Below are 19,010 nucleotides of genomic sequence, written 5' to 3' on the forward strand. Positions count from 1 at the left end.
TTCTGTTCCGGTTCCTGTTTCTGATTCCATTTCCGATCCCGTTTCGTCCATGAAAGACCGCGCCGGCTTGCGCCCATTACGATTTCTGCCCCTGACGCTGCCCTTGAGCCTTGCGTTGCTGATGAGCGGCTGCATGGTCGGCCCCGACTATCATCGCCCGCAGGTCAATGTGCCCGCGCAATGGAAAGAACTGCCCGGCTGGACCCAGGCCGATCCGTCCGCTGCCGAAGGCCCGAAGGGCGAATGGTGGACCGCTTTCCAGGACCCCTTGCTCGACGAACTTGAGCCGTTGGTGGCGGTGTCGAACCAGACGGTGGCGCAGAGCTACGCGAATTATCAGGAAGCGCTCGCCGAAGTGCGCGTGGCGCGCGCGAGCCTCTTTCCGACCATCGGCGTGACCGGATCGGCCACGCGCGAACGTGCCTCCACCAGCACGACCAGCAGCTTTAGCAGCGGTGGCGCGCGCATCGTCAACTCGGGCTCGCTGGAAGCAAACGTGAGCTGGACAATCGACTTCTGGGGGCAGGTGCGCCGGCAGATCGAGGAACAGTCGGCCACGGCGCAGGCGAGCGAAGCAACCCTCGCCAACGCCCAGCTATCCGAACAGATTGCGCTTGCCAATGCGGTGATCGACCTGCGCGTCACCGACGCCGATATCGACCTGCTGACGCAAACCGTCGAGGCGTACAAGGATTCGCTGCGCGTAGTGTCCAACCAGGACACGGCAGGCACCGTCGCGCCGTCCGACCTCATCACCGCACGGACGCAACTGGAAAACGCGCAGGCCAGCCTGATCGCCTTGGGCGTGTCGCGCGCGCAGTATGAACACGCGATTGCTGTGCTGGTGGGCCGCAATCCCGAAGACATGACGATCCCGCATAGCGCAAAACTGCCCACGCTGCCGGTCATTCCAGCGGGCGTGCCGTCGACCATCCTGCAACGGCGTCCGGATGTCGCCACGGCGGAACGGCAGATGGCTTCGGCCAATGCCGCAATCGGCGTCGCCATTGCCGCGTACTACCCGACGATTTCGCTTTCGGCGCTTGACGGCTTCACGCAAGCACCGCTCGCGGGCCTGCTGCACGTGGGCAACTACGTGTGGTCGCTGGGCGCGAGCGCAACGGAAACGATCTTCGACGGCGGCGAGCGCAGCGGCGAAGTCGCCGTGGCGCGCGCGAGCTATAACGCCGCAGTGGCGAATTATCGCGGCACGGTGCTGAGTGCGTTCCAGAGCGTGGAGAACGATCTTTCGGGCCTGCGGATTCTGGCACAGCAAAGCGAGGCGCTGGACGCCGCGGTACGCGACTCGATTCGCGGCGCGCAGATCGCGCAGAACGAATACCAGGCGGGCACGGTCGATTACACGACGGTGGCCACTGCGCAGGCGACTCAGTTGAGCACGCAACAAACTGCGCTCACGGTTCAGCAGTCGCGCTTGCTGGATGCAGCGGCACTGATCGGCGATCTGGGTGGCGGATGGACGGGCGTGCTCCACGACGCCAGTCATTCGCAACGAGTGAGCGTCGATCCCGCGGCGAGTGCCAACGCCAGCGCGAACACCAGCGCAAATGCAAACGCCGCTACGCCGGCCCAATCCCAATAGGCAGACTTCATCGGCCGACTCGCGGCCTTGCCGATCCAGCCCCTCTCGCAGGGGCTTTTTTTCGCCCGAGGCAATCAGGACTCGACATCAAACCGTGCCCTCACCTTGACGATTCTTGACTGTTTTTACGCAAAGCCAGTGCGACAATTCCGCGTTCTTCCTGCTCAAAATACGCATGGCGATTGAGCAAAGTCGCGTGCGGTACATGAAGTTGTAAAGAACAGTCAACTCAGCGAGACGCCGTCAACGACGGTGAATCACTGCCCGTTAGCCGTGCAGACGTCCCAAACGGCGTCCAGCCAGGCAAGCAATCACGATCAAGAGGAAGAAAATGAAGAAGTCAGCCATCGCCATTCTGGTTTCCCTTTCCGCATTCGCCAGCATCGCCTCGGCGCAAAATGCAGACAACGGCATCCAGATGAGCAACGACCCCGCACGCGCCGCGCAGATCGAGGAACACGCGCGCAACGTGCAAGCGCAACCGGCAACGGCGCAGTTCGATGAAGGTTCCGACGTCGCAAAGGCATCGCCGCAAAAGGCAAAGAGCCATCACAAGCACGGCGCATCGCAATCGAAGAAGAAGCACGCGCACAAGGCTGACAAGGCTCAAGCTGCGCAGTAAAGCGCGCATTGAAGCGCGCAGTCCGCGATCGGCAACACGCCGCCCGTTCACTCGGGCGGCAAGCATTTCACGACCGGTCGCAACGCATCTTCATGCGATTAATTACACGGCTCGGCCTGCGAGTTGCGCGACTCATGCGGCAAGGGCAATGCGGACGCCGGCAGACCAAAAATTGAATCGAAGATCAGATTGAAGACGTAGGCGTAGACGAGAAAGAACACCGTGAGGCCGATGTCCATCAAGAAGGCCTCGCCCAGTGAAACGCGCAGCGTAAGCGCGATCATCGGAACCAGAAAGATCACGAGGCCGCCCTCGAAACCCACCGCATGCATCACGCGCCGCAACGGGCTGCGCCCACGTTTGGTCTGGCGCATTTCCCAGCGTTCGAACAGCCAGTTGTAGACCGCGTTCCACCCCACCGCCACGAGCGACGTAAGGATCGCTGCCGCGCCCGCGCGGTCCGCGCCGCTGTCGGCGAGCGTGGCGAAGCTCGTGCCGGTGATCAGAATGCCGAAACCCTCGAACAGCGTGAGATAGACGATCCGGCGCTTGATGCCTTGCATGGCTTTAACGCTCCGTTATCCGTTTGTAGCGCGTCACTGCAACGCCGATACTACACGAGCGCCAATAACCGAAGCGCGGCTGCGGCTATTGGCGAATACGACGGCTCAGGCGAGGTCGGTGAAGACCGCTTGCGCGGCCAGACGCGACTTCGGCAGCTTCGCGTTGAAATCGTCGCCGCTGCGATAACCCAGACCCACCACGACGATGGCCGTCAGGCCACGTTCGGCAAGACCCAGTTCCTCGTCCAGCACCTTCGCGTCGAAACCTTCCATCGGGCAGGCGTCGATTTCGAGCGTCGATGCGCCGATCAGCAGCGTGCCCAAGGCGAGGTAGGCCTGCTTCTCCATCCACGCGGACAGATCGTCGCGCTCGCGATGCAGATTGACGTAAAAGCCGCGCGTGTTCTGCTGGCCCGTTTTTGCTTCGGAGTTGGCGAAGCGGCCGTCGGCCTCTTCCTGCGACAGCACGGCGTTCAGATGCGCTTCATCCATGTCTTTGCGCACGCACAGCACCATGACGTGCGAGGCGCGCGTGACCTTTGCTTCGTTGTAGGCATAGCCCGGCTGCATCGACTTCGCCACGCGGGCGCGCGCGGCGTCGCTTTCGGCAACGACGAAATGCCACGGCTGCGAGTTCACCGACGACGGGCTGAAGCGGATCAGTTCCTTGAGTTCATCGATGACGGCAGCGGGGATCTTGCGAGCGGAATCGAAAGCCTTGGTGGCGTGGCGAGCCTTGGCGAAGTGCGTGAGATTCAACGACATAGTCCTTGTAAGCGGTTTCAAAGCAAGGCCGGTATCCTACCAGCACGGGCCGTTTCCCGCGCGGGGCGGCTAACTGCAATACGTCGGCAAAATTGACGGCAACGCGACCGCAATACACGCCACATCGACACCGGAGAACCCCACCATGCGCCAGGCCATTCATCATCTGCACGTCCGCGCGCGCTCGCGCGGGCTGACCGAATTCACCGAGGAAGTGCGCGCATTCGTGCGCGAAAGCGGTATCGGCATGGGGCTTCTGACAGTGTTCTGCCGTCACACCTCGGCTTCACTATTGATTCAGGAGAACGCCGATCCCTCGGTGCGCCGCGATCTCGAACGCTATTTCGACGAGCTTGCGCCCGAAGACCCGCAGCGCTACGAACACGACACTGAAGGCCCCGACGATATGCCCGCTCATCTGCGTACCGCGCTTACGCAGAGCCAGTTGTCGATTCCCGTCGAGCACGGCGCGCCGCTGCTGGGCACCTGGCAAGGCGTCTATCTGTTCGAGCATCGGCGGCATGCGAGCGCCCGCGAAGTCGTGCTGCACCTGATCGGCGAGTAGACGAAGCCGCTCGTCGCCCCACCGCTGCGAGCAAAGCCGCCGCACAGGCGCTATGCTTGCGCTTTGGCGATTTTCTCCGCTTTACCCGTTCTGCCTGTTTCCCTTCAACCGATCGACCGAATCCATCATGAAACACTTCAGCGGCTCCATGATCAGCTTCAACCGCCCCGACGGCAAATCGCTCGAGGGCTATCTCGCCACGCCTGAAAAGACCGAAGGCGCGCCCGCCATCGTCGTCATCCAGGAATGGTGGGGCTTGAATGACCAGATTCGCGGCGTCGCCGACCGCCTCGCGCAGGCCGGCTACTACGCACTCGTCCCCGACCTCTATCGCGGCAAGAGCACCGTCGAAGAAGAGGAAGCGCATCACCTGATGACGGGCCTCGATTTCGGCGACGCCGCCTCGCAGGACATCCGCGGCGCAGTCGATCACCTCAAAACGCTCACCGACCGCATCGGCGTGACGGGCTACTGCATGGGCGGCGCGCTCACGCTGCTGGCCGCCAACCAGATTCCGGGCCTCGCGGGCGCGGTCGTCTGGTACGGCTTCCCGCCGCTCGAATACCTCGACGCAAGCAAGATCACCGTGCCGGTGCTCGGCCATTGGGGCACGCAGGATGGCTTCTTCAAGAGCGAAACCGTCGACGAACTCGAAAAGAAGCTCAAGGATGGCGGCGTGAATGTCGAGTTCCATCGCTACCTCGCTTACCACGCGTTCGCGAACGAAACGGCTGTTGGCCCGGGCCGTATCGCGCACACGCAGTTCGACCCGGTATGGTCGCAACTCGCATGGGACCGCACGCTGACCTTCTGGGGCCGCACGCTCTGGAAACAAGGCTAAATCTGGCCGCGAGCCAGGACGGCGCGCCCGTATAAACCTGTACGGGCGCGCTGCGCCTGGTCGTCAATACACACCCGGCTCGCCCGGCGGGCGATGTTTGAAACGCCGGTGTACCCAGTAGTATTGCTCGGGATGCAGCCGTATCTGTGTTTCCAGAAATTCGTTCATACGCCGCGCGTCCAACGCATCGTCGCCGCAGGGAAAATCCGCTAGCGGTTCGAACACGGTAAGTTTGTAGCCCTGGTAGTGCGGCAGCACTTCGGTGACGAACGGCACCACCCTGGCTCCGGCCAGTCGCGCGAGCCGCGAAACCGACGTGAGCGTGCACGCCTGATTGCCAAAGAACGGCACAAATACCGAATCGCGCACCCCGTGATCCATATCGGCGGCGAGCATGACGGGAACGCCTGAGCGAAGCAGGCCGACAATTTTTCTCGCGCTAGTCGAGCGCTCGATCATCCGGGCGCCGAAGCGGCTGCGTTGACGCCTGGCCAGATCGCACATCCGTTGGCTGGACATACGCGTGAAAAGCGAGGCCGACGGACGATCGATCGAGTAACGCATGCAACCCACCTCGATACTCACGAAGTGAAAGCCAAGGAATATCGTGGGCGGCGCGTTCGGATCGTCGAGATCAATGCGGCAATCGAGTTGCACCCGCTTGCGTATCGCCTCTGCGCTGCCGAACCACTGGATGCCGCGTTCGAGGTAGCTGCGGATAATATGCCTGAAGTGCTCGCGCGCAAGATCGTCGTATTCCTGTGCGCTTAGCCCTGGAAAACACAGACGCAGGTTGACATGCACGATGCGCTTGCGCGAACCCGGCAATCGATATAAACACGCGCCGACAGCACTGCCGATTCTCGCCACAACGCCATAAGGCAACACAGCAAACAAGCGTAGCAACAGCACCAGCGCAGCAAAGCCGCATTGCGCGAGAATCTGCTTTCGCCATTGCAAGCGCCGTTCGGCGGTTCGTAAGAATCCAGACATCATCAATCAACGAATAGAGTAGTCGGCACGGCAGTCCTGCCAAAGTGCCCGCGAGTCTATCGCCGATTTTTCATCTCGAAATTCTGGCCTCCTGATTTATTTTTGAAAGTTCTGCCCGCCCTTATCGGTACCGTACCAGGACGCCTGAAAACGACAAGGCCCGGGGAAAACCCGGGCCTTGAACGTTACTGCTCACCAAAGCAGCTCACCAAAGCGTGTGCGAGTTCAACGCCTTAGTGCGAGCGCCCCGCGGCGCCATCCAGCAGTGCGATTTCACGCTCGCTTTGCAATACCGCCTTGCGCTCGCCTTCCGCATCGATCGAACGCGCCAGCACCAGATACGCAATCGCCGACACCAGCAGGCCCACCGCCCATGCCACGTCCACGCCACCGATGCGCGCGGCCAGCGGCCCCGTATAGATGCCCGGCAGCACGAAGAACGGCACCGTCGAAGCGAAGCCCACCGCGTAGGCGATCAGCCCGCGCGCACCCCATGCGCCGTAGAGACCGTTGGGCGTGAAGAGTTGCGTGATCGCATAGTGGCCGCGTCGCACGAAGAAGAAGTCGACCAGGTTCACCGAGGTCCAGGGCACCAGCAGATACAGCATGATCGTGAGCGCCGCGAACAGGATGTCGATGGCATTGCCCGAAAGCGACAGCGAAATCACCACCCACACGAGGCCAAGCACGAGCACCGTGACCACGCGCACCGCCGAAGTCGGCCGCACGGGCTTGAACGAATCCACTGCCGTGACGACCGTGAGCATCGCGCTATAGGCGTTCAGGCCCATCGTCGCGACCATCGCGCCCACCGAGGCCAGCGAAATCAGCACGCCAAAGCCGCGGAACATCGCATTGCCCGCATCGTAGAGCGCAACGAGGCCGTCCGAGGCGCCCAGACGCGTTGCGAGCCACGCACCCAGCGCAATCAGCCAGATCGCCGATGCCGATGCGCCGACGAACACTGCCGCGATAATGGCGCGCGGCTTCGTGTCACGCGGCAAATAGCGCGAGTAATCCGACACGTAGGGCGCGTAGGTAATGTTGTAGCTCGCGCTCGCGGCGAATTGCGCAGCAAACGCCACCAGCGAGAAGCCGCCCGCGTGCGCCACACCGGCCTTCACGCCCACCGCGCCGAACATGATCCACAAGGTCAACAGCACGTAGAGCGGCAGGCTTGCCACCAGCAGCCACTTGAACACGCGATGCAGCCAGTCGTGCCCGTAAATCGCCAGCGCCAGTGCGATCAGCGCCGTCACGATCGTCACGAGCGTCGGCGACCAGCCGAAGATGCCCTTTACGCCGCTCGCCATCAGCACGGTATCGACCACATTGAAGCCGATGAACGTGAAGAGCGTTGCGATCAGGATCAGCACGACGCCGCGATAACCAAACTGCGCCCGCGACTGGATCATCTGCGGCAGGCCCAGATGTGCGCCCTGCGAGGCGTGGAAGGCCATGAACAACGTGCCGAACAGAATGCCGAGCACCCCCGAAAGAATCGTGTAGCCCAGCGAGAGCCCCATGCTCGGCCCCACGAAGCCAATGGCGATCGTAAAGAACTGGAAATTGCCGAGGAACCAGAACGGTCCCTGGCCCGCCACGCTGCCGTGGCGTTCGTGCGCGGGCACATAATCGATCGAGCGCACCTCGATCTTGCGCCATTTGCCGGGCCGGGCGTTGGCTGCATCGGCGCTGTCGGCCGCGCTGTTTGGCGTACTGTTCGCCGCAGGGGGCGCCCAGCCATTGACGTTATCGGTGCTCATCTGTCTCTTCCTGTGTGATTCTATGTGGGGCTCAGTGCGTTAGCGTCGAGAGTCAAGGCGCTGACGACTGCGGCGGATGAGCGGCGCCTGCGCGCGCCCGGACAACGTGTTTGATTTCCTGGTAGGCGCGCACGCCCCAGGGACCGAGTTCGCGGCCAAGGCCGCTGAGCTTGCGTCCGCCCCAACCCGTCTGCGGGAAGATCACCTGCGGTGCATTCACCCAGACCACGCCCGCTTCGCAGGCGTCGCTGACTCGCGCGGCGCGTGCAGCGTCGGCGGTCACGACGGTGGCGACCAGGCCGTAATCGCTATCGTTTGCCAGCGCAATCGCTTCGTATTCCGTATCGAAAGCGCGAACCAGCGCGACCGGGCCGAAGATTTCCTCGCACCAGAGCACGTTGTCGGGCGCGACGTTCGCGCACACCGTCGGCGCAACGAAGAATCCCTCACCCTGTTGCGCGGAGGCTGCGCCGCCACACAGCACGCGTGCGCCCTGCTCCTTGCCGCGCGCAAGCATGCCCAGCACGCGCTCGCGCTGCGCCGCGCTGATGAGCGGCCCAACGCGCACATCGGCTTCATGCGGTGCGCCCACCACGGCGCTGCGCGCCATCGCCACCAGCTTTTCCACGAACGCATCGTGCAGCGAACGCGCCACCAGCACGCGCGAAGTCGCGGAACACATCTGCCCTGCGTTGAAAAACGCGCCATTGAACGCGAGTTCGACGGCTTCGTCGAGATTCGCATCGTCGAAAACGATCAGTGCCGATTTGCCGCCCAGTTCGAGCGAGACGCGCTGCATGCGCTCCGCGGCGGCGCGCATCACCGCCCGGCCTGCCGCCGTGCTGCCCGTGAAGGAGACTTTCGCCACCCCGCGATGCGAGGCCAGTTGCGCGCCTACTTCGCGGCCGCCCGCGACCAGATTCACCACGCCTGCGGGCACTTGAGCCGCCGTGACGATATCCACGAGCGCGCGTTCGGCCAGCGGCGTCAGTTCCGAAGGCTTGATGACCACCGTGCAACCCGCCGCCAGCGCCGGCGCAAGTTTCCACGATGCCGTCACAAGCGGGAAATTCCACGGCACGATCAGCGCGCAGACGCCCACGGCTTCGTGGCGCACATCGGCTTCGAAGGCGTCGTCGGGCAAGGCTACCGGCGTGCTTTCGGCCACGCCGCCTTCACGGCACAACTGTGCGTAATAGCGGAAGGTGGCGGCAGCGTCGCTCACGTCGAGTTCGGCTTCGAAACGCGGCTTGCCGTTGCAGCGCATCTGCAGTTCCACCAGTTCGCGCGTATGCGATTCGATGCCTTGCGCAATGCGTTCGAGCCGTTCGCCACGTTGTGCGACGGGCGTCGTGCGCCAGCCGCGCAAGGCGCGTGCGGCAGCGGCAACGGCTTCGTCGACATCGTCCGCCGATGCGCCGGACACTCGCGCATAGGGCTGCGCGCTGCACGGATCGACGAGTTCGAGCGTTGCGCCCGCGCCTTGCCGCCATTCGCCGTCAATCAACACGCCCGGCTCGTCCGCCAGCGTGACGGCTGAGATCGCTTCGCGTTTCATGCGCACACCTCGCCTTCGTTCACTGCATCATGCACCGTCACGCAGGCGTGCGGCGACAAATGCTCGTGCACGGCCAGCCACTGTCCGCCGCGCTTCGCAAACGCAATCGTCTCGCGCTCATCGAGCGTTTCGCTGCCCGCATGCGTCGATACGCGGGTGCGCACGTTATGCACGAACAACGCCACATCGCCGATACATTGCACGCTGCGCGCACGCGATTCGCAGCCCAGCACGCGAAAACCGTCTTCGCGCTCCCATTGGCGCCACAGCGCCTCGTAGGCCGCGCGCGTGGGCAGCGGCTCGCTCACGTGGTGGAAAACGAAGCTTGCATCGGGAGCGAAGGCGGCGAAATAGGCGTCGCGTTCGTGACGCGCGAAGGCGTCGATCAGGGCGTCGGCGGCGGCCAGCACCTGGGTTTCTGTGTCGCGTTCGGTCTCGCTCATGAACACTCTCCGGGAATATCGTCTGGTTATGTCTTTTTAGTTCGGATGGCGAATCATCAGGATTCGCCCCTGGGTTCATGCGCGTTTCACGCGCGCGAGTTTTCGCGATACGCGACACCCGGCAGCACACACAGCATCTCGAAGGCGAGATTCGCCGCCAGCAGCGCCGTGGTGCCTTGCGGGTCATACGGCGGCGACACTTCCACCAGATCCGCGCCAACCAGATTCAGCCCACGCAGCCCGCGAATGATTTCCAGCCCTTGCGGCACGGTCAGGCCGCCGATTTCCGGCGTGCCCGTACCCGGCGCGTAGGCGGGGTCCAGTCCGTCGATATCGAAGCTCAGATACACCGGGCCGTCGCCCATCTGCTCGCGCACTTCCTTCATGAGCGTTTCAAGCGAGCGGTTCCAGCAGGCTTCGGCCTGCACCACGCGGAAGCCCTGATCGCGGCACCAGTCGAAATCGTCGGCGTGATAGCCGGTGCCGCGCAGGCCGATCTGGATCACGCGATCGCAGTCGAGCAGGCCCTCTTCCACCGCGCGGCGGAACGGCGTGCCGTGAGCGATTTTCTCGCCGTACATGGTGTCGTTGACGTCGGCGTGCGCGTCCACGTGGACCACGCCCACCTTGCCGTACTTCTTGTGCATCGCGCGCAGGATCGGCAGCGCGATGGTGTGATCGCCGCCCAGCGTGACCGGCTTGCAGCCGCCGGCGATGATGCCGTCGTAGGCCGCTTCGATATCGGCGATCGCCTTGTGGATGTCGAACGGGTTGATCGCCACATCGCCGATATCGGCCACCTGCAGCGAGTCGAACGGCGCGGCGCGCGTGGCCATGTTATAGGGCCGCAGCAACACGGATTCGGCACGGATCTGGCGCGGGCCCAGCCGCGCGCCATTGCGGTTCGACGTCCCCAGATCGAACGGCACGCCGACGAAACAGGCGTCCAGCCCCGCGCTGGTTTCGGCGATCGGCAGACGCATCATCGAGGCAATTCCGCCAAAGCGCGGCATGGCGTTACCCGAAAGGGGCTGATTCAGCGTGGTGTTGTGGGAGTCGTTCATATCCGTAAAAACCCTGTAAACATCGATCGGAGCAGTGGCTTCAAACCCAATACTGGCAATGCTAGGGGGAAATAATTTTGGATAAAATGATGGCCTGATGATGTTTACATCGATTCGTATCAATGTAAGAGGTATCCTGTGCTCGCCAACCTGACTGATTTCGACCTGCGGCTGATCCGCGTTTTCCTCGCCGTGGTCGACGCGCGCGGGCTCACCGCCGCCCAGGCCGCGCTCAATGTGGGGCAATCGACCATCAGCACGCAGCTTTCCTCGCTCGAAACGCGGCTGGGCTTCCGGCTTTGCGAGCGCGGGCGCGGCGGCTTCAGGCTCACGGCCAAGGGCGAGCGCTTTGCGATGTCGGCGCGGCGCCTGCTGGTGGCCGCCAACAGCTTCTGCGCCGAAGCCGCGAACATGGACCGCCAGCTTGTGGGCGAGCTGAACCTGGGCCTGATCGGCCATACCCCGTTCAGTCAGAACGCGCGTATCAGCGATGCGATTGCCCGCTTTCGCCAGCGCGATCAGGCGGTGCGCTTCAATATCCAGATCCGCTCGCCGGGCGAACTGGAGGAGCAGGTGCTCAATGGCAAGGTGGATATCGCCATCGGCTATTTCTGGCATCGCGTGCCAAGCCTCGATTACACCGCGCTCTTTATCGAACGCCAGTACGCGTATTGCGGCGCGCGTCATCCGCTGTTCGAGCGTGCGGCCGAACCCGACTCCATCGGCGCGGACGAAGCCGCCGCCTGCGAATGGGCGTGGCGCAGCTACCCGCTGCCCGAGGCGCAGCACTCGACCCACGAGCGCAACGTCACCGCCATCGCCGACAATATGGAAGCCGTGGCCCTGCTGATTCTCTCGGGCCATCACCTGGGCTATCTGCCGGTTCATTTCGCCAAACCGTATGTCGATGGGGGATTGTTGCGCGCCGTGAATCCAGCCGCGCTGCGCTACGACGTCACCTTCCATATGGTCACGCGCCGCGCGCCGCATGCAGGCGATATCCAGCGCGCGTTTATCGACGATCTGCGTGCGGTGCATCTGAACGAGATGGCGCCGGAAGCCGCCGTCTAGCATGGTTGGCACGGCCGGATCACGCGAAAATCCTTTGCCGTAGAATCGCCCTCGCCCCACCTGAATAGTTCGCACTCCCCGCTATCCGTTTTGCCATCCATGCGCCTTCGCCCACCGGAGCCATCGTGACGCAACTGATCCAGCATCCCGCCTTCCTGTTCTTCTCGCTGATCGTCTGCCTGCCGCTCGCGGCTGCGCTTGGCGCGGTGGTGCTGCACCGTCGCGCGCCGCTCTCTGAAGAGGCGCGCGAGAACTACAACGTCGTGCAGGGCGCGACGCTTACGCTGCTGGCGCTGCTGATTGGCTTCACGCTGTCGATGTCGGTGAGCCGCTACGACCAGCGCAAGAACTATGAGGAAGAGGAAGCCAACGCAATCGGCACCGAGTATCTGCGTGCGGATCTGGTGGGCGCGGACGCCGCCAGAATCAAGGCGCTGCTCGCGCGCTATCTGGAAGCGCGCATCGAGTACTACCAGACTCGCGATGATGCGACGCTCGACGCCAATAACCGCACCACCGCCGCCTTACAGGCGCAACTCTGGGACAGCGTGCGCCAGGCCGCGGCGGCACAGCCGAATCCCGTCACGGCGTTGGTGGTGGCGGGCATGAACGATGTGCTCAACACCCAGGGCTACACGCAGGCCGCGTGGCTCAATCGCATTCCGGTGGCGGCGTGGGTGTTGATGCTCATCATCGCGTTCTTCAGCAACATCATGCAGGGCTATGGCGCACGCGGCCAGGGCGGCCGACGCGTGCTGATGTTCGTGCTGCCCGTGACGGTGTCACTTTCCCTGACCTTGATCGCCGATATCGACAGCCCGCGCGCCGGGCTGATTCGCGTCGCGCCGCTCAATCTGCTGAGCCTGCAGCAGTCGTTCCAGCCCCCCGGTTGATGTTGAAACGCTCATCGAGAAGCAATAACGGCACACACACGCGCTAACATAGTGCCCCCGCGCGTCGCATGCGACGCACGCGGTGTTACGTGTGTATGTTCAACCAGGACTCACGATGAAACTCTATTTCTCCCCGGGCGCCTGCTCACTCGCTTCGCATATCGTCGCGCGCGAAGCGGGCCTTGACCTCGAACTCGACAAGGTCGGCCTCGGCGACAAGCAAACGGCTAGCGGCAAGGACTTCCGCACGATCAACCCGAAGGGCTGCGTGCCTGCGCTGCAGCTCGACAATGGCGACGTACTGACCGAAGGCCCGGCGATCATGCAATACCTCGCCGACCGCAACCCAGCCAGCGGCCTCGCGCCCGCCTACGATACGCTCGCGCGCTATCGTCTGCAGGAAATGCTCGGCTTCATCAGCACGGAAATCCACAAGCGCTATTCGCCGCTGTTCAATCCGGCTTCGCCGGAAAGCGTGCGCGCCGATTCCGTCGCCGCGCTGCAGCGTCAATATGGTCTGCTCGACAAGCGTCTGGCCGAACATGAATGGCTCGTCGGCGATCAGTTCACGGCAGCGGACGCCTATTTCTTCACGGCGACCAACTGGGCTTCGCACGTCGGCTTCGATCTGTCGGCATTCCCGGCCGTGCTCGCGCACCAGAAGCGCGTGGGTGCGCGTCCGGCCGTGCATGCGGCGCTGGTCGCGGAAGGCTTGATCAAGCAGTAAAGACTCGGCGGGACCGCGGCGCACGGGGCATAACAAGGCTACGTGCGCCTTTTGCATGGTCTGCGCGCTTGCGCCATTTCCTCTACACTGTCCCGCCTGAGCGCTTCCCGCGCTGCGCGCATCGCCGCGTGACGCGGGCCGCCCGCCCTCATCCCGCCTCGTTACAGGACAGTCCATGAGCGATCTCAACGCCTTCCCCATCTCCGCCAAGTGGCCAGCGCTGCATCCCGAGCGCATCCAGCTCTATTCGCTGCCCACGCCCAATGGCGTGAAGGTGTCGATCATGCTCGAAGAAACGGGCCTCGCCTATGAGCCGCATCTGGTGCGCTTCGACACCAACGATCAGCTCTCGCCTGAATTCGTTTCGCTGAACCCCAACAACAAGATTCCCGCCATCATCGATCCGCAAGGCCCGGACGGTCAGCCGCTCGCGCTGTTCGAATCGGGCGCGATCCTGATCTGGCTCGGCGACAAGACCGGCCAGTTCCTCGCGCGCGAAGGCCGCGAGCGCTACGAGACGATCCAGTGGCTGATGTTCCAGATGGGCGGTATCGGGCCGATGTTCGGCCAACTCGGCTTCTTCCACAAATTCGCGGGCAAGGAATACGAGGACAAGCGTCCGCGCGACCGTTACGTTGGCGAATCGCGTCGTCTGCTGGGCGTGCTGGAGAAGCGTCTGGAAGGCCGCGCATGGCTGATGGGCGATCATTACACCATTGCCGATATCGCGACCTTCCCGTGGGTGCGCAACCTCGTCGGCTTCTATGAAGCGGGCGATCTGGTTGGCTTCAAGGATTTCCCGAACGTGCAGCGCGTACTGGATGCGTTCGTCGCGCGTCCGGCGGTGAAGCGCGGGCTGGAAATTCCGGCGCGCAATTAAGCTGCCGATATCGCGCGCTCAAGGCGCCGCCTTCACGCGCGCGACCACCGCGTCGGACACTTCACTGGCCGCGTGCTCGACGGTCTTGCGCTGGTCGCCGCGCGCCATCACGAACTTCGCGGCGGCCACGTAGGGATTGAGCGCGATGGCCGCGCCCGCTCCCGGCTTCGATGTGCTCGAATGGCTCTCGATGACCTGATACAGCGGCGCGGGCGTCTGCTTCGAAAGATCGTCGATGGCCACGGCCAGATCGACTTCATTCGCTCCCGCGCCGAAGCCCACCATCGCGCGCCGCAGGCGATTGCCCTCATCGACATCGAGAAACACGCCGCGCACCAGCCAGCCTTGCGCGGGCGGCGTGACGCCCGCAGGCAAGCGGCGCGCATCGAAACCCGCGCGGTGCAGATCGCTTACCAGCGTTTGCGCTAACTGCTCGACGATGTCGCTTGCACGTGTTTGCGGGTTATCGCGGCGCAGCAGTGGCCTGGGCAGCAATCCGCCTGCCAGACGTCGCGCATTGTCAACCGGGTTTTGATCAGCCGTGACGCTGGCGTCGTCCAGCTCGAAATCGCTGACGTAAACGGTGTTGGCGTTGCCGTTCGCCGTCTGGGCAAACGCCGGGCATGCCGCTGCCGCCAGTATCGCCATGCAGAAGGTTCTGCGGTGATTCATCGTGCGGGCCTCCGAAGTGCGCGCCCTATCATAGCGGCCGCGCGCCAGGCCATATCGCCGGATGCCGCACAGCGAAGGCCATGGCCGCCTGATCGCGCCCCGAAATCGCCATACGATTGCGGTTAAACTGAACCGATGGAAACATGCCAATACTGCGGAAAAATGCGCGACGAGTGGGATTGCCACGGTCAGGCCTGCCGCAACGCGATTGCGCGTGCGCTGCGGCGACAGCGTCAGGGCCTGCCGATGGTGGCCAACGTGATCCGCAACGAGATTCCTGCCCACGCCAGCACCGGCGAAGTCATCAGCGTGCTCTCGCGCCAGCGCAAACGCGCGCGGCGCGGCAACGAAGAACGCCGTGAGCGCAAAGCGCTCGAAAACGCCGATAAGGTCGGCGGTCTGGACAACCTTTAGACTGCGATCCGCGCGCAACCATTCACAGCCCTTCGATCTGCTGAGCGAATTCGGAGCTGATGCGCCTGACCGCATCGATATCGTGCGGCACCGGCAGCGCGGCCATCGCGCGGAAGAAACCATCGTGACGCGCCGGCGACGCCACCAGCAGCATGCGTGCAGGCGTTGCGAGCCGATTAACGAAGCCGTGCAGATCGCCGCGTGCGACTGCCAGCGCGTCGCCTGCCACGACGGTTCGTACGCACGCCCCGAAGCGGAACTCAAGTGCGCCTTCCAGTATCACGAAAGTCTTGTCCTCGCCGATCGAGCGATGCGCGGGCGCGCCACCTCCGGGCGCGATGCACATATCCATAATCGTGTACGGCGCAGCGCCGTCGAGCCCCGCAATGACCCGCGATTCCATTCCCGCGAAGCGCAGCACGTCCTGCGCGTCGATGATTCCCGTCTGCATATGAAGTGTCCCGTTAGTGTCGAGAGGCTTCAGTCTGCCCGTGCGCGACGCGTGCGATAAGCCCGCTAGAATGGCGACTCTCGCCAACGAGATGGACAATGGATATCAACGGCTGTCTGGCCTTCACTGCCGTGGTGGAAAGCGGCTCGTTCGCCGCCGCGGCGCGCGAACTAGGTCTGCCCCGCTCGACCGTGAGCGCGCGCGTGGCCGCGCTAGAAACGCGTTTGGGCGTGCGTCTGCTGCGGCGCTCGACACGCCATATCGCGCTCACCGACGATGGCGAAGCCTGGTACGCAAGCGTAGGCGGCGCCATCGCCACGCTGCGCGAAGCCGAACGACGTGGCATTGCGGGCGCAGGCGTACTGAGCGGCACGATCCGCCTGTCGACACCCATCGACTTTTCGGAGGCCTTGCTGGCCGAAGCGATCGCCACGTTTATTGCAGCGCATCCGCACGTGCGGATCGACGTGCAGATGAGCAATGACGTCGTGGATTTTGTTAGCGGGAATGTCGATCTGGCGATTCGCGGCGGTGCACCAGGCGGCAACGAAGCGGTCGCGCGGCGCATTGCGGGTTTCAGGTTTGGGCGCTACGCGAGTCCTTCACATCACGGCACGAATACCCTTGCATTCGCGGCCCATTTGCCTCGTGCGAAGGGTAGCGCCGCGCACGTGCAAACAAACAGCTTCGCGCTGCTCAAACAGCTGGCAATACGCGGTGCGGGCGTAGCGGTGTTACCGGCGCATCTTTGCACCGACGCGCTAGCCTCAGGCCAATTAATCGAAATCGATGCCGAAAACAGTGATGCCGAAGAAATCGGCCTCTTTATCGTCTATCCATCGCGCCGCGATATGAGCACGCGCGTGCGCGCTTTCGCGCAGCATCTGACGGCCACGCTCGAAGCACATTTCGCGCAATAGACTCAGCGCTTGCGCCGGTAGTGAATTTGCGCCGGCACTTGCAGCGACTCGGGCGGCGCATCGCCTTCGAGCAGCGAGAATACGCAACGCAGGCTATGTGCGGCGAGTTGGGCGCTGTCCTGCACGATGGCGTCGATGCGCAGCGGCAGGCAGTCGAGCAATTGATGATCGTCGAAGGTCATCAGACGGCTGGGCGATTGCGCAAGCGCATTCGCTTCGTTGGCGTATTCCAGCACGCCTTCGAGCAAGGTAATCGAGCCGGCGAACAGCGCCTCGGGATAGCGCCCATGCGCCTCGAACCAGGCCTTCATCAGCGCATAGCCGGATTCGCGCTGGAAGTCGCGCTGGAATACCCAGGCGGCCTGCTCCTCGATACCGTGCGCCTGCAAAGCCTGCCGATAACCGGCCAGACGGTCGCGGCTTGCGGAAAGCTCGGGCTGGCCGCCGAAGTACACCACTTCGCGCGCGCCCTGGGCGAAGGCCTCGCCGACCAGCGTGGCGACGGTTTCGGTGGCGTCGGTAATGACGTAGGGAATCGCGCTCGTTTCCACGCGGCGATCGGCGAAAACGAGCGGCAGACGCTTGACCCATTTTTCGTAGCGCGGCGCGTCGGCCGTGCACGGCACCACCACCAGACCGTCCACCTGATGCGAGACCAGATGCGCGATGCCTTCGGTTTCGCGCACCGGGTCTTCGTCGCTCGTCACGATCACCAACTGGTAGCGGTACTGCTCGCGACATTGCGATTCCATCGCCTGCGCGAGCGCCGCGTGCGCCGAGTTGGTGAGATCAGGGATGACGAGGCCAATGGTGTTGCTGCGCCGCGAGCGCAGCGATCGCGCCGACTGCGAAGGCGTGAAGTGATTGTCCCGCGCCACCTGTAGCACGCGTTCGACCGTCGCCGCCGAAATGCGGTAGCGCTCGGCATTGCCGTTGAGCACCATGCTGGCCGTGGTGCGCGAGACCTCTGCGAGGCGGGCAATGTCGTCGATGGTCAAACGCTCGAACTGGGACACGCGGGCTTCCTGCTGTCTGGGGAGTGAATTGGGGACTGCTGGGAAAGACTGGAGAATGCGGCCAGCGCAACGTGACGGGGGCTAGCTGCGTGAAAGCGTACAACAGAATGGCACGCTCCGTAAAACAAACGGAGCGTGCCAGATTCATCGATGCAATTTAATGCAGAGACTCAGTGCAGCAACTCAGTGCAGCAACACGTGCGGGAATTACTGCTGCTTGAACAGATTCAACGGCACGGGGATGAACTTGTCGACCGTCTGACCATCGGCAAGCTTCTTCGCAGTCTGCACGCCATACTGGCCGATCAGCTCCGGCTGCTGCTGCACGGTCGCGGCCATCTGGCCGGCCTTGACGGCGGCGATCGCGTCGTCGGTGGCGTCGAAGCCCACCACGGCCACGTTCTTCAGGCCCGCTGCCTGGAGCGCCTTGACTGCGCCCAGCGCCATTTCGTCGTTCTGCGCGAACACGCCCTGGATGTCCTTGTTGCTCTGGATGATGTTTTCCATCACCGAAAGACCCTTGGCGCGGTCGAAGTCGGCCGGCTGCTTCGTGGCGATCTTCACGCCGCCCTTGGCGGCGATTTCGTCGTCGAAGCCTGCGCCGCGTTCGTTAGCCGCCGAAGAACCCGGAATACCCTGCAGTTCGACGATATTGCCCTTGCCGCCCAGCTTGTCGGCCAGGAAGTCGGCTGCCATCTTGCCGCCTGCCTTGTTGTCGGACGCGATATGCGAGCTGACTTCCGCACCGTTCACGCTGCGGTCGAGCGAGATCACCTTGATGCCCTTGCTGGTCGCTTCCTTGACCACGTTGGCCACCGCCGACGAATCGGTCGGGTTGATCAGGATGACGTTGACCTTCTTTTCGATCAGGTCTTCGACGCTGGCTTGCTGCTTCGCCGGGTCGTTCTGCGCATCGACGGTGATGAGCGTGACGCCGTCCTTCTGCGCTTCGTCTTCCGCGCCCTTCTTGAGCGAGACGAAGAACGGGTTGTTGAGCGTCGAGATCGACAGGCCGACGGTCAGTGCGCCCGATGCCGGCGCGGCTGCCGATGCGCCGCTGGCTGCATCCGACGAACTGCTGCCCGGACCTTCCTTCGAACAGGCCGCAAGGCCCAGAACGAGCGAACCGGCGACGAGCGCCGAGAAAAGCTTCGAAAGCGACGGCTGGAACGGCTTGTGCATA

Annotated in this window: 21 protein-coding genes; 10 read left to right on the forward strand and 11 right to left on the reverse strand. The window is 63.4% G+C overall.

The features are described 5' to 3' along the window. Positions 1-49 precede the first annotated feature (49 nt). Positions 50-1,603: an efflux transporter outer membrane subunit gene (locus F3J17_RS15775; RefSeq protein WP_167060148.1), complete on the forward strand. Its 1,554-nt coding sequence runs from the start codon at positions 50-52 to the stop codon at positions 1,601-1,603. Positions 1,604-1,934: 331 nt separating this feature from the next. After that, a complete protein-coding gene (locus tag F3J17_RS15780) occupies positions 1,935-2,225 on the forward strand; it encodes a hypothetical protein (RefSeq protein WP_167060151.1) in 291 nt (96 codons plus the stop codon). A 98-nt stretch (positions 2,226-2,323) separates the two neighbouring features. Here F3J17_RS15780 and F3J17_RS15785 read toward each other — a convergent pair whose 3' ends face one another. Both F3J17_RS15785 and nfsB read right to left on the reverse strand, forming a co-directional pair. Beyond that, positions 2,324-2,788, reverse strand: a complete 465-nt coding sequence (locus F3J17_RS15785; RefSeq protein WP_167060154.1) for a PACE efflux transporter — start codon at positions 2,786-2,788, stop codon at positions 2,324-2,326. A 105-nt stretch (positions 2,789-2,893) separates the two neighbouring features. Beyond that, the gene (gene nfsB, locus F3J17_RS15790; protein WP_167060158.1) at positions 2,894-3,547 is read right to left on the reverse strand and encodes an oxygen-insensitive NAD(P)H nitroreductase; all 654 of its coding nucleotides are present in this window, start codon (positions 3,545-3,547) and stop codon (positions 2,894-2,896) included. Between the two features lie 151 nt (positions 3,548-3,698). On the opposite strand from nfsB, the gene F3J17_RS15795 reads away from it, so the two are divergent. Continuing rightward, positions 3,699-4,118, forward strand: coding sequence for a secondary thiamine-phosphate synthase enzyme YjbQ (locus tag F3J17_RS15795; RefSeq protein WP_167060161.1), 420 nt, complete (start codon positions 3,699-3,701; stop codon positions 4,116-4,118). 127 nt (positions 4,119-4,245) lie between these two features. Further along, on the forward strand, positions 4,246-4,959 hold the full coding sequence (locus F3J17_RS15800) for a dienelactone hydrolase family protein (RefSeq protein ID WP_167060164.1): 714 nt from the start codon (positions 4,246-4,248) through the stop codon (positions 4,957-4,959). A gap of 63 nt (positions 4,960-5,022) precedes the next feature. Here F3J17_RS15800 and F3J17_RS15805 read toward each other — a convergent pair whose 3' ends face one another. From F3J17_RS15805 to speB, 5 genes are all read right to left on the reverse strand, one after another. Continuing rightward, entirely contained in the window at positions 5,023-5,919 is an 897-nt protein-coding gene (locus tag F3J17_RS15805) for a lipid A biosynthesis lauroyl acyltransferase (protein ID WP_240160996.1), read from the reverse strand. 266 nt (positions 5,920-6,185) lie between these two features. Further along, complete coding sequence (locus tag F3J17_RS15810) at positions 6,186-7,718, reverse strand: cytosine permease (protein ID WP_167060170.1); 1,533 nt, start codon at positions 7,716-7,718, stop codon at positions 6,186-6,188. Between the two features lie 52 nt (positions 7,719-7,770). Further along, positions 7,771-9,276 (reverse strand): aldehyde dehydrogenase family protein, encoded by a 1,506-nt coding sequence (locus F3J17_RS15815; protein ID WP_167060173.1) that lies wholly within the window; start codon positions 9,274-9,276, stop codon positions 7,771-7,773. Continuing rightward, complete coding sequence (locus tag F3J17_RS15820) at positions 9,273-9,719, reverse strand: nuclear transport factor 2 family protein (protein WP_167060176.1); 447 nt, start codon at positions 9,717-9,719, stop codon at positions 9,273-9,275. The genes F3J17_RS15815 and F3J17_RS15820 overlap by 4 nt, the downstream gene beginning before the upstream one ends. Before the next feature lie 86 nt (positions 9,720-9,805). After that, complete coding sequence (speB, locus tag F3J17_RS15825) at positions 9,806-10,783, reverse strand: agmatinase (RefSeq protein ID WP_167060179.1); 978 nt, start codon at positions 10,781-10,783, stop codon at positions 9,806-9,808. 138 nt (positions 10,784-10,921) lie between these two features. Between speB and F3J17_RS15830 the strand changes: the two genes are divergently transcribed. The 4 genes from F3J17_RS15830 (at position 10,922) to F3J17_RS15845 (ending at position 14,354) form a co-directional block, all read left to right on the forward strand. Continuing rightward, positions 10,922-11,854: a LysR family transcriptional regulator gene (locus tag F3J17_RS15830; protein ID WP_167060182.1), complete on the forward strand. Its 933-nt coding sequence runs from the start codon at positions 10,922-10,924 to the stop codon at positions 11,852-11,854. 125 nt (positions 11,855-11,979) lie between these two features. Next, positions 11,980-12,747, forward strand: a complete 768-nt coding sequence (locus F3J17_RS15835) for a hypothetical protein (RefSeq protein ID WP_167060184.1) — start codon at positions 11,980-11,982, stop codon at positions 12,745-12,747. A gap of 115 nt (positions 12,748-12,862) precedes the next feature. Continuing rightward, the gene (gene gstA, locus F3J17_RS15840; protein ID WP_167060187.1) at positions 12,863-13,474 is read left to right on the forward strand and encodes a glutathione transferase GstA; all 612 of its coding nucleotides are present in this window, start codon (positions 12,863-12,865) and stop codon (positions 13,472-13,474) included. Between the two features lie 175 nt (positions 13,475-13,649). Continuing rightward, the gene (locus F3J17_RS15845) at positions 13,650-14,354 is read left to right on the forward strand and encodes a glutathione binding-like protein (protein WP_167060190.1); all 705 of its coding nucleotides are present in this window, start codon (positions 13,650-13,652) and stop codon (positions 14,352-14,354) included. 18 nt (positions 14,355-14,372) lie between these two features. Here the strand turns inward: F3J17_RS15845 and F3J17_RS15850 are convergent, their stop codons facing one another. Then, positions 14,373-15,026, reverse strand: a complete 654-nt coding sequence (locus F3J17_RS15850) for a DUF4410 domain-containing protein (protein ID WP_167060193.1) — start codon at positions 15,024-15,026, stop codon at positions 14,373-14,375. A gap of 135 nt (positions 15,027-15,161) precedes the next feature. Here F3J17_RS15850 and F3J17_RS15855 point away from each other — a divergent pair, with 135 nt between their 5' ends. Beyond that, positions 15,162-15,440, forward strand: coding sequence for a hypothetical protein (locus F3J17_RS15855; protein ID WP_167060196.1), 279 nt, complete (start codon positions 15,162-15,164; stop codon positions 15,438-15,440). A 22-nt stretch (positions 15,441-15,462) separates the two neighbouring features. On the opposite strand, the gene F3J17_RS15860 is transcribed toward F3J17_RS15855, so the two are convergent. Next, positions 15,463-15,891 carry a cupin domain-containing protein gene (locus F3J17_RS15860; RefSeq protein ID WP_167060199.1) on the reverse strand — a complete coding sequence of 143 codons (429 nt, stop codon included), beginning with the start codon at positions 15,889-15,891 and terminating at the stop codon, positions 15,463-15,465. A gap of 98 nt (positions 15,892-15,989) precedes the next feature. Here F3J17_RS15860 and F3J17_RS15865 point away from each other — a divergent pair, with 98 nt between their 5' ends. Further along, the gene (locus tag F3J17_RS15865; protein WP_167060202.1) at positions 15,990-16,811 is read left to right on the forward strand and encodes a LysR family transcriptional regulator; all 822 of its coding nucleotides are present in this window, start codon (positions 15,990-15,992) and stop codon (positions 16,809-16,811) included. A 2-nt stretch (positions 16,812-16,813) separates the two neighbouring features. Here the strand turns inward: F3J17_RS15865 and F3J17_RS15870 are convergent, their stop codons facing one another. Both F3J17_RS15870 and rbsB read right to left on the reverse strand, forming a co-directional pair. After that, positions 16,814-17,827, reverse strand: a complete 1,014-nt coding sequence (locus F3J17_RS15870) for a substrate-binding domain-containing protein (RefSeq protein ID WP_167060205.1) — start codon at positions 17,825-17,827, stop codon at positions 16,814-16,816. Positions 17,828-18,034: 207 nt separating this feature from the next. Next, positions 18,035-19,009, reverse strand: coding sequence for a ribose ABC transporter substrate-binding protein RbsB (gene rbsB / locus F3J17_RS15875; RefSeq protein WP_167060208.1), 975 nt, complete (start codon positions 19,007-19,009; stop codon positions 18,035-18,037). Position 19,010 lies beyond the last annotated feature (1 nt).

The organism is Burkholderia sp. Ax-1719 (genome assembly GCF_011753055.1).
In the GTDB taxonomy this organism is placed as follows: domain Bacteria; phylum Pseudomonadota; class Gammaproteobacteria; order Burkholderiales; family Burkholderiaceae; genus Paraburkholderia.

What these genes read in the sequence shown, in the direction of transcription:
- F3J17_RS15775 (WP_167060148.1), top strand. Translation starts at nt 50, where the DNA reads ATGAAAGACCGCGCCGGCTTGCGCCCATTACGATTTCTGCCCCTGACG.
- F3J17_RS15780 (WP_167060151.1), top strand. Translation starts at nt 1,935, where the DNA reads ATGAAGAAGTCAGCCATCGCCATTCTGGTTTCCCTTTCCGCATTCGCC.
- F3J17_RS15785 (WP_167060154.1), bottom strand. Translation starts at nt 2,788, where the DNA reads ATGCAAGGCATCAAGCGCCGGATCGTCTATCTCACGCTGTTCGAGGGT.
- F3J17_RS15795 (WP_167060161.1), top strand. Translation starts at nt 3,699, where the DNA reads ATGCGCCAGGCCATTCATCATCTGCACGTCCGCGCGCGCTCGCGCGGG.
- F3J17_RS15800 (WP_167060164.1), top strand. Translation starts at nt 4,246, where the DNA reads ATGAAACACTTCAGCGGCTCCATGATCAGCTTCAACCGCCCCGACGGC.
- F3J17_RS15810 (WP_167060170.1), bottom strand. Translation starts at nt 7,718, where the DNA reads ATGAGCACCGATAACGTCAATGGCTGGGCGCCCCCTGCGGCGAACAGT.
- F3J17_RS15815 (WP_167060173.1), bottom strand. Translation starts at nt 9,276, where the DNA reads ATGAAACGCGAAGCGATCTCAGCCGTCACGCTGGCGGACGAGCCGGGC.
- F3J17_RS15820 (WP_167060176.1), bottom strand. Translation starts at nt 9,719, where the DNA reads ATGAGCGAGACCGAACGCGACACAGAAACCCAGGTGCTGGCCGCCGCC.
- speB (WP_167060179.1), bottom strand. Translation starts at nt 10,783, where the DNA reads ATGAACGACTCCCACAACACCACGCTGAATCAGCCCCTTTCGGGTAAC.
- gstA (WP_167060187.1), top strand. Translation starts at nt 12,863, where the DNA reads ATGAAACTCTATTTCTCCCCGGGCGCCTGCTCACTCGCTTCGCATATC.
- F3J17_RS15845 (WP_167060190.1), top strand. Translation starts at nt 13,650, where the DNA reads ATGAGCGATCTCAACGCCTTCCCCATCTCCGCCAAGTGGCCAGCGCTG.
- F3J17_RS15850 (WP_167060193.1), bottom strand. Translation starts at nt 15,026, where the DNA reads ATGAATCACCGCAGAACCTTCTGCATGGCGATACTGGCGGCAGCGGCA.
- F3J17_RS15855 (WP_167060196.1), top strand. Translation starts at nt 15,162, where the DNA reads ATGGAAACATGCCAATACTGCGGAAAAATGCGCGACGAGTGGGATTGC.
- F3J17_RS15860 (WP_167060199.1), bottom strand. Translation starts at nt 15,891, where the DNA reads ATGCAGACGGGAATCATCGACGCGCAGGACGTGCTGCGCTTCGCGGGA.
- F3J17_RS15865 (WP_167060202.1), top strand. Translation starts at nt 15,990, where the DNA reads ATGGATATCAACGGCTGTCTGGCCTTCACTGCCGTGGTGGAAAGCGGC.
- rbsB (WP_167060208.1), bottom strand. Translation starts at nt 19,009, where the DNA reads ATGCACAAGCCGTTCCAGCCGTCGCTTTCGAAGCTTTTCTCGGCGCTC.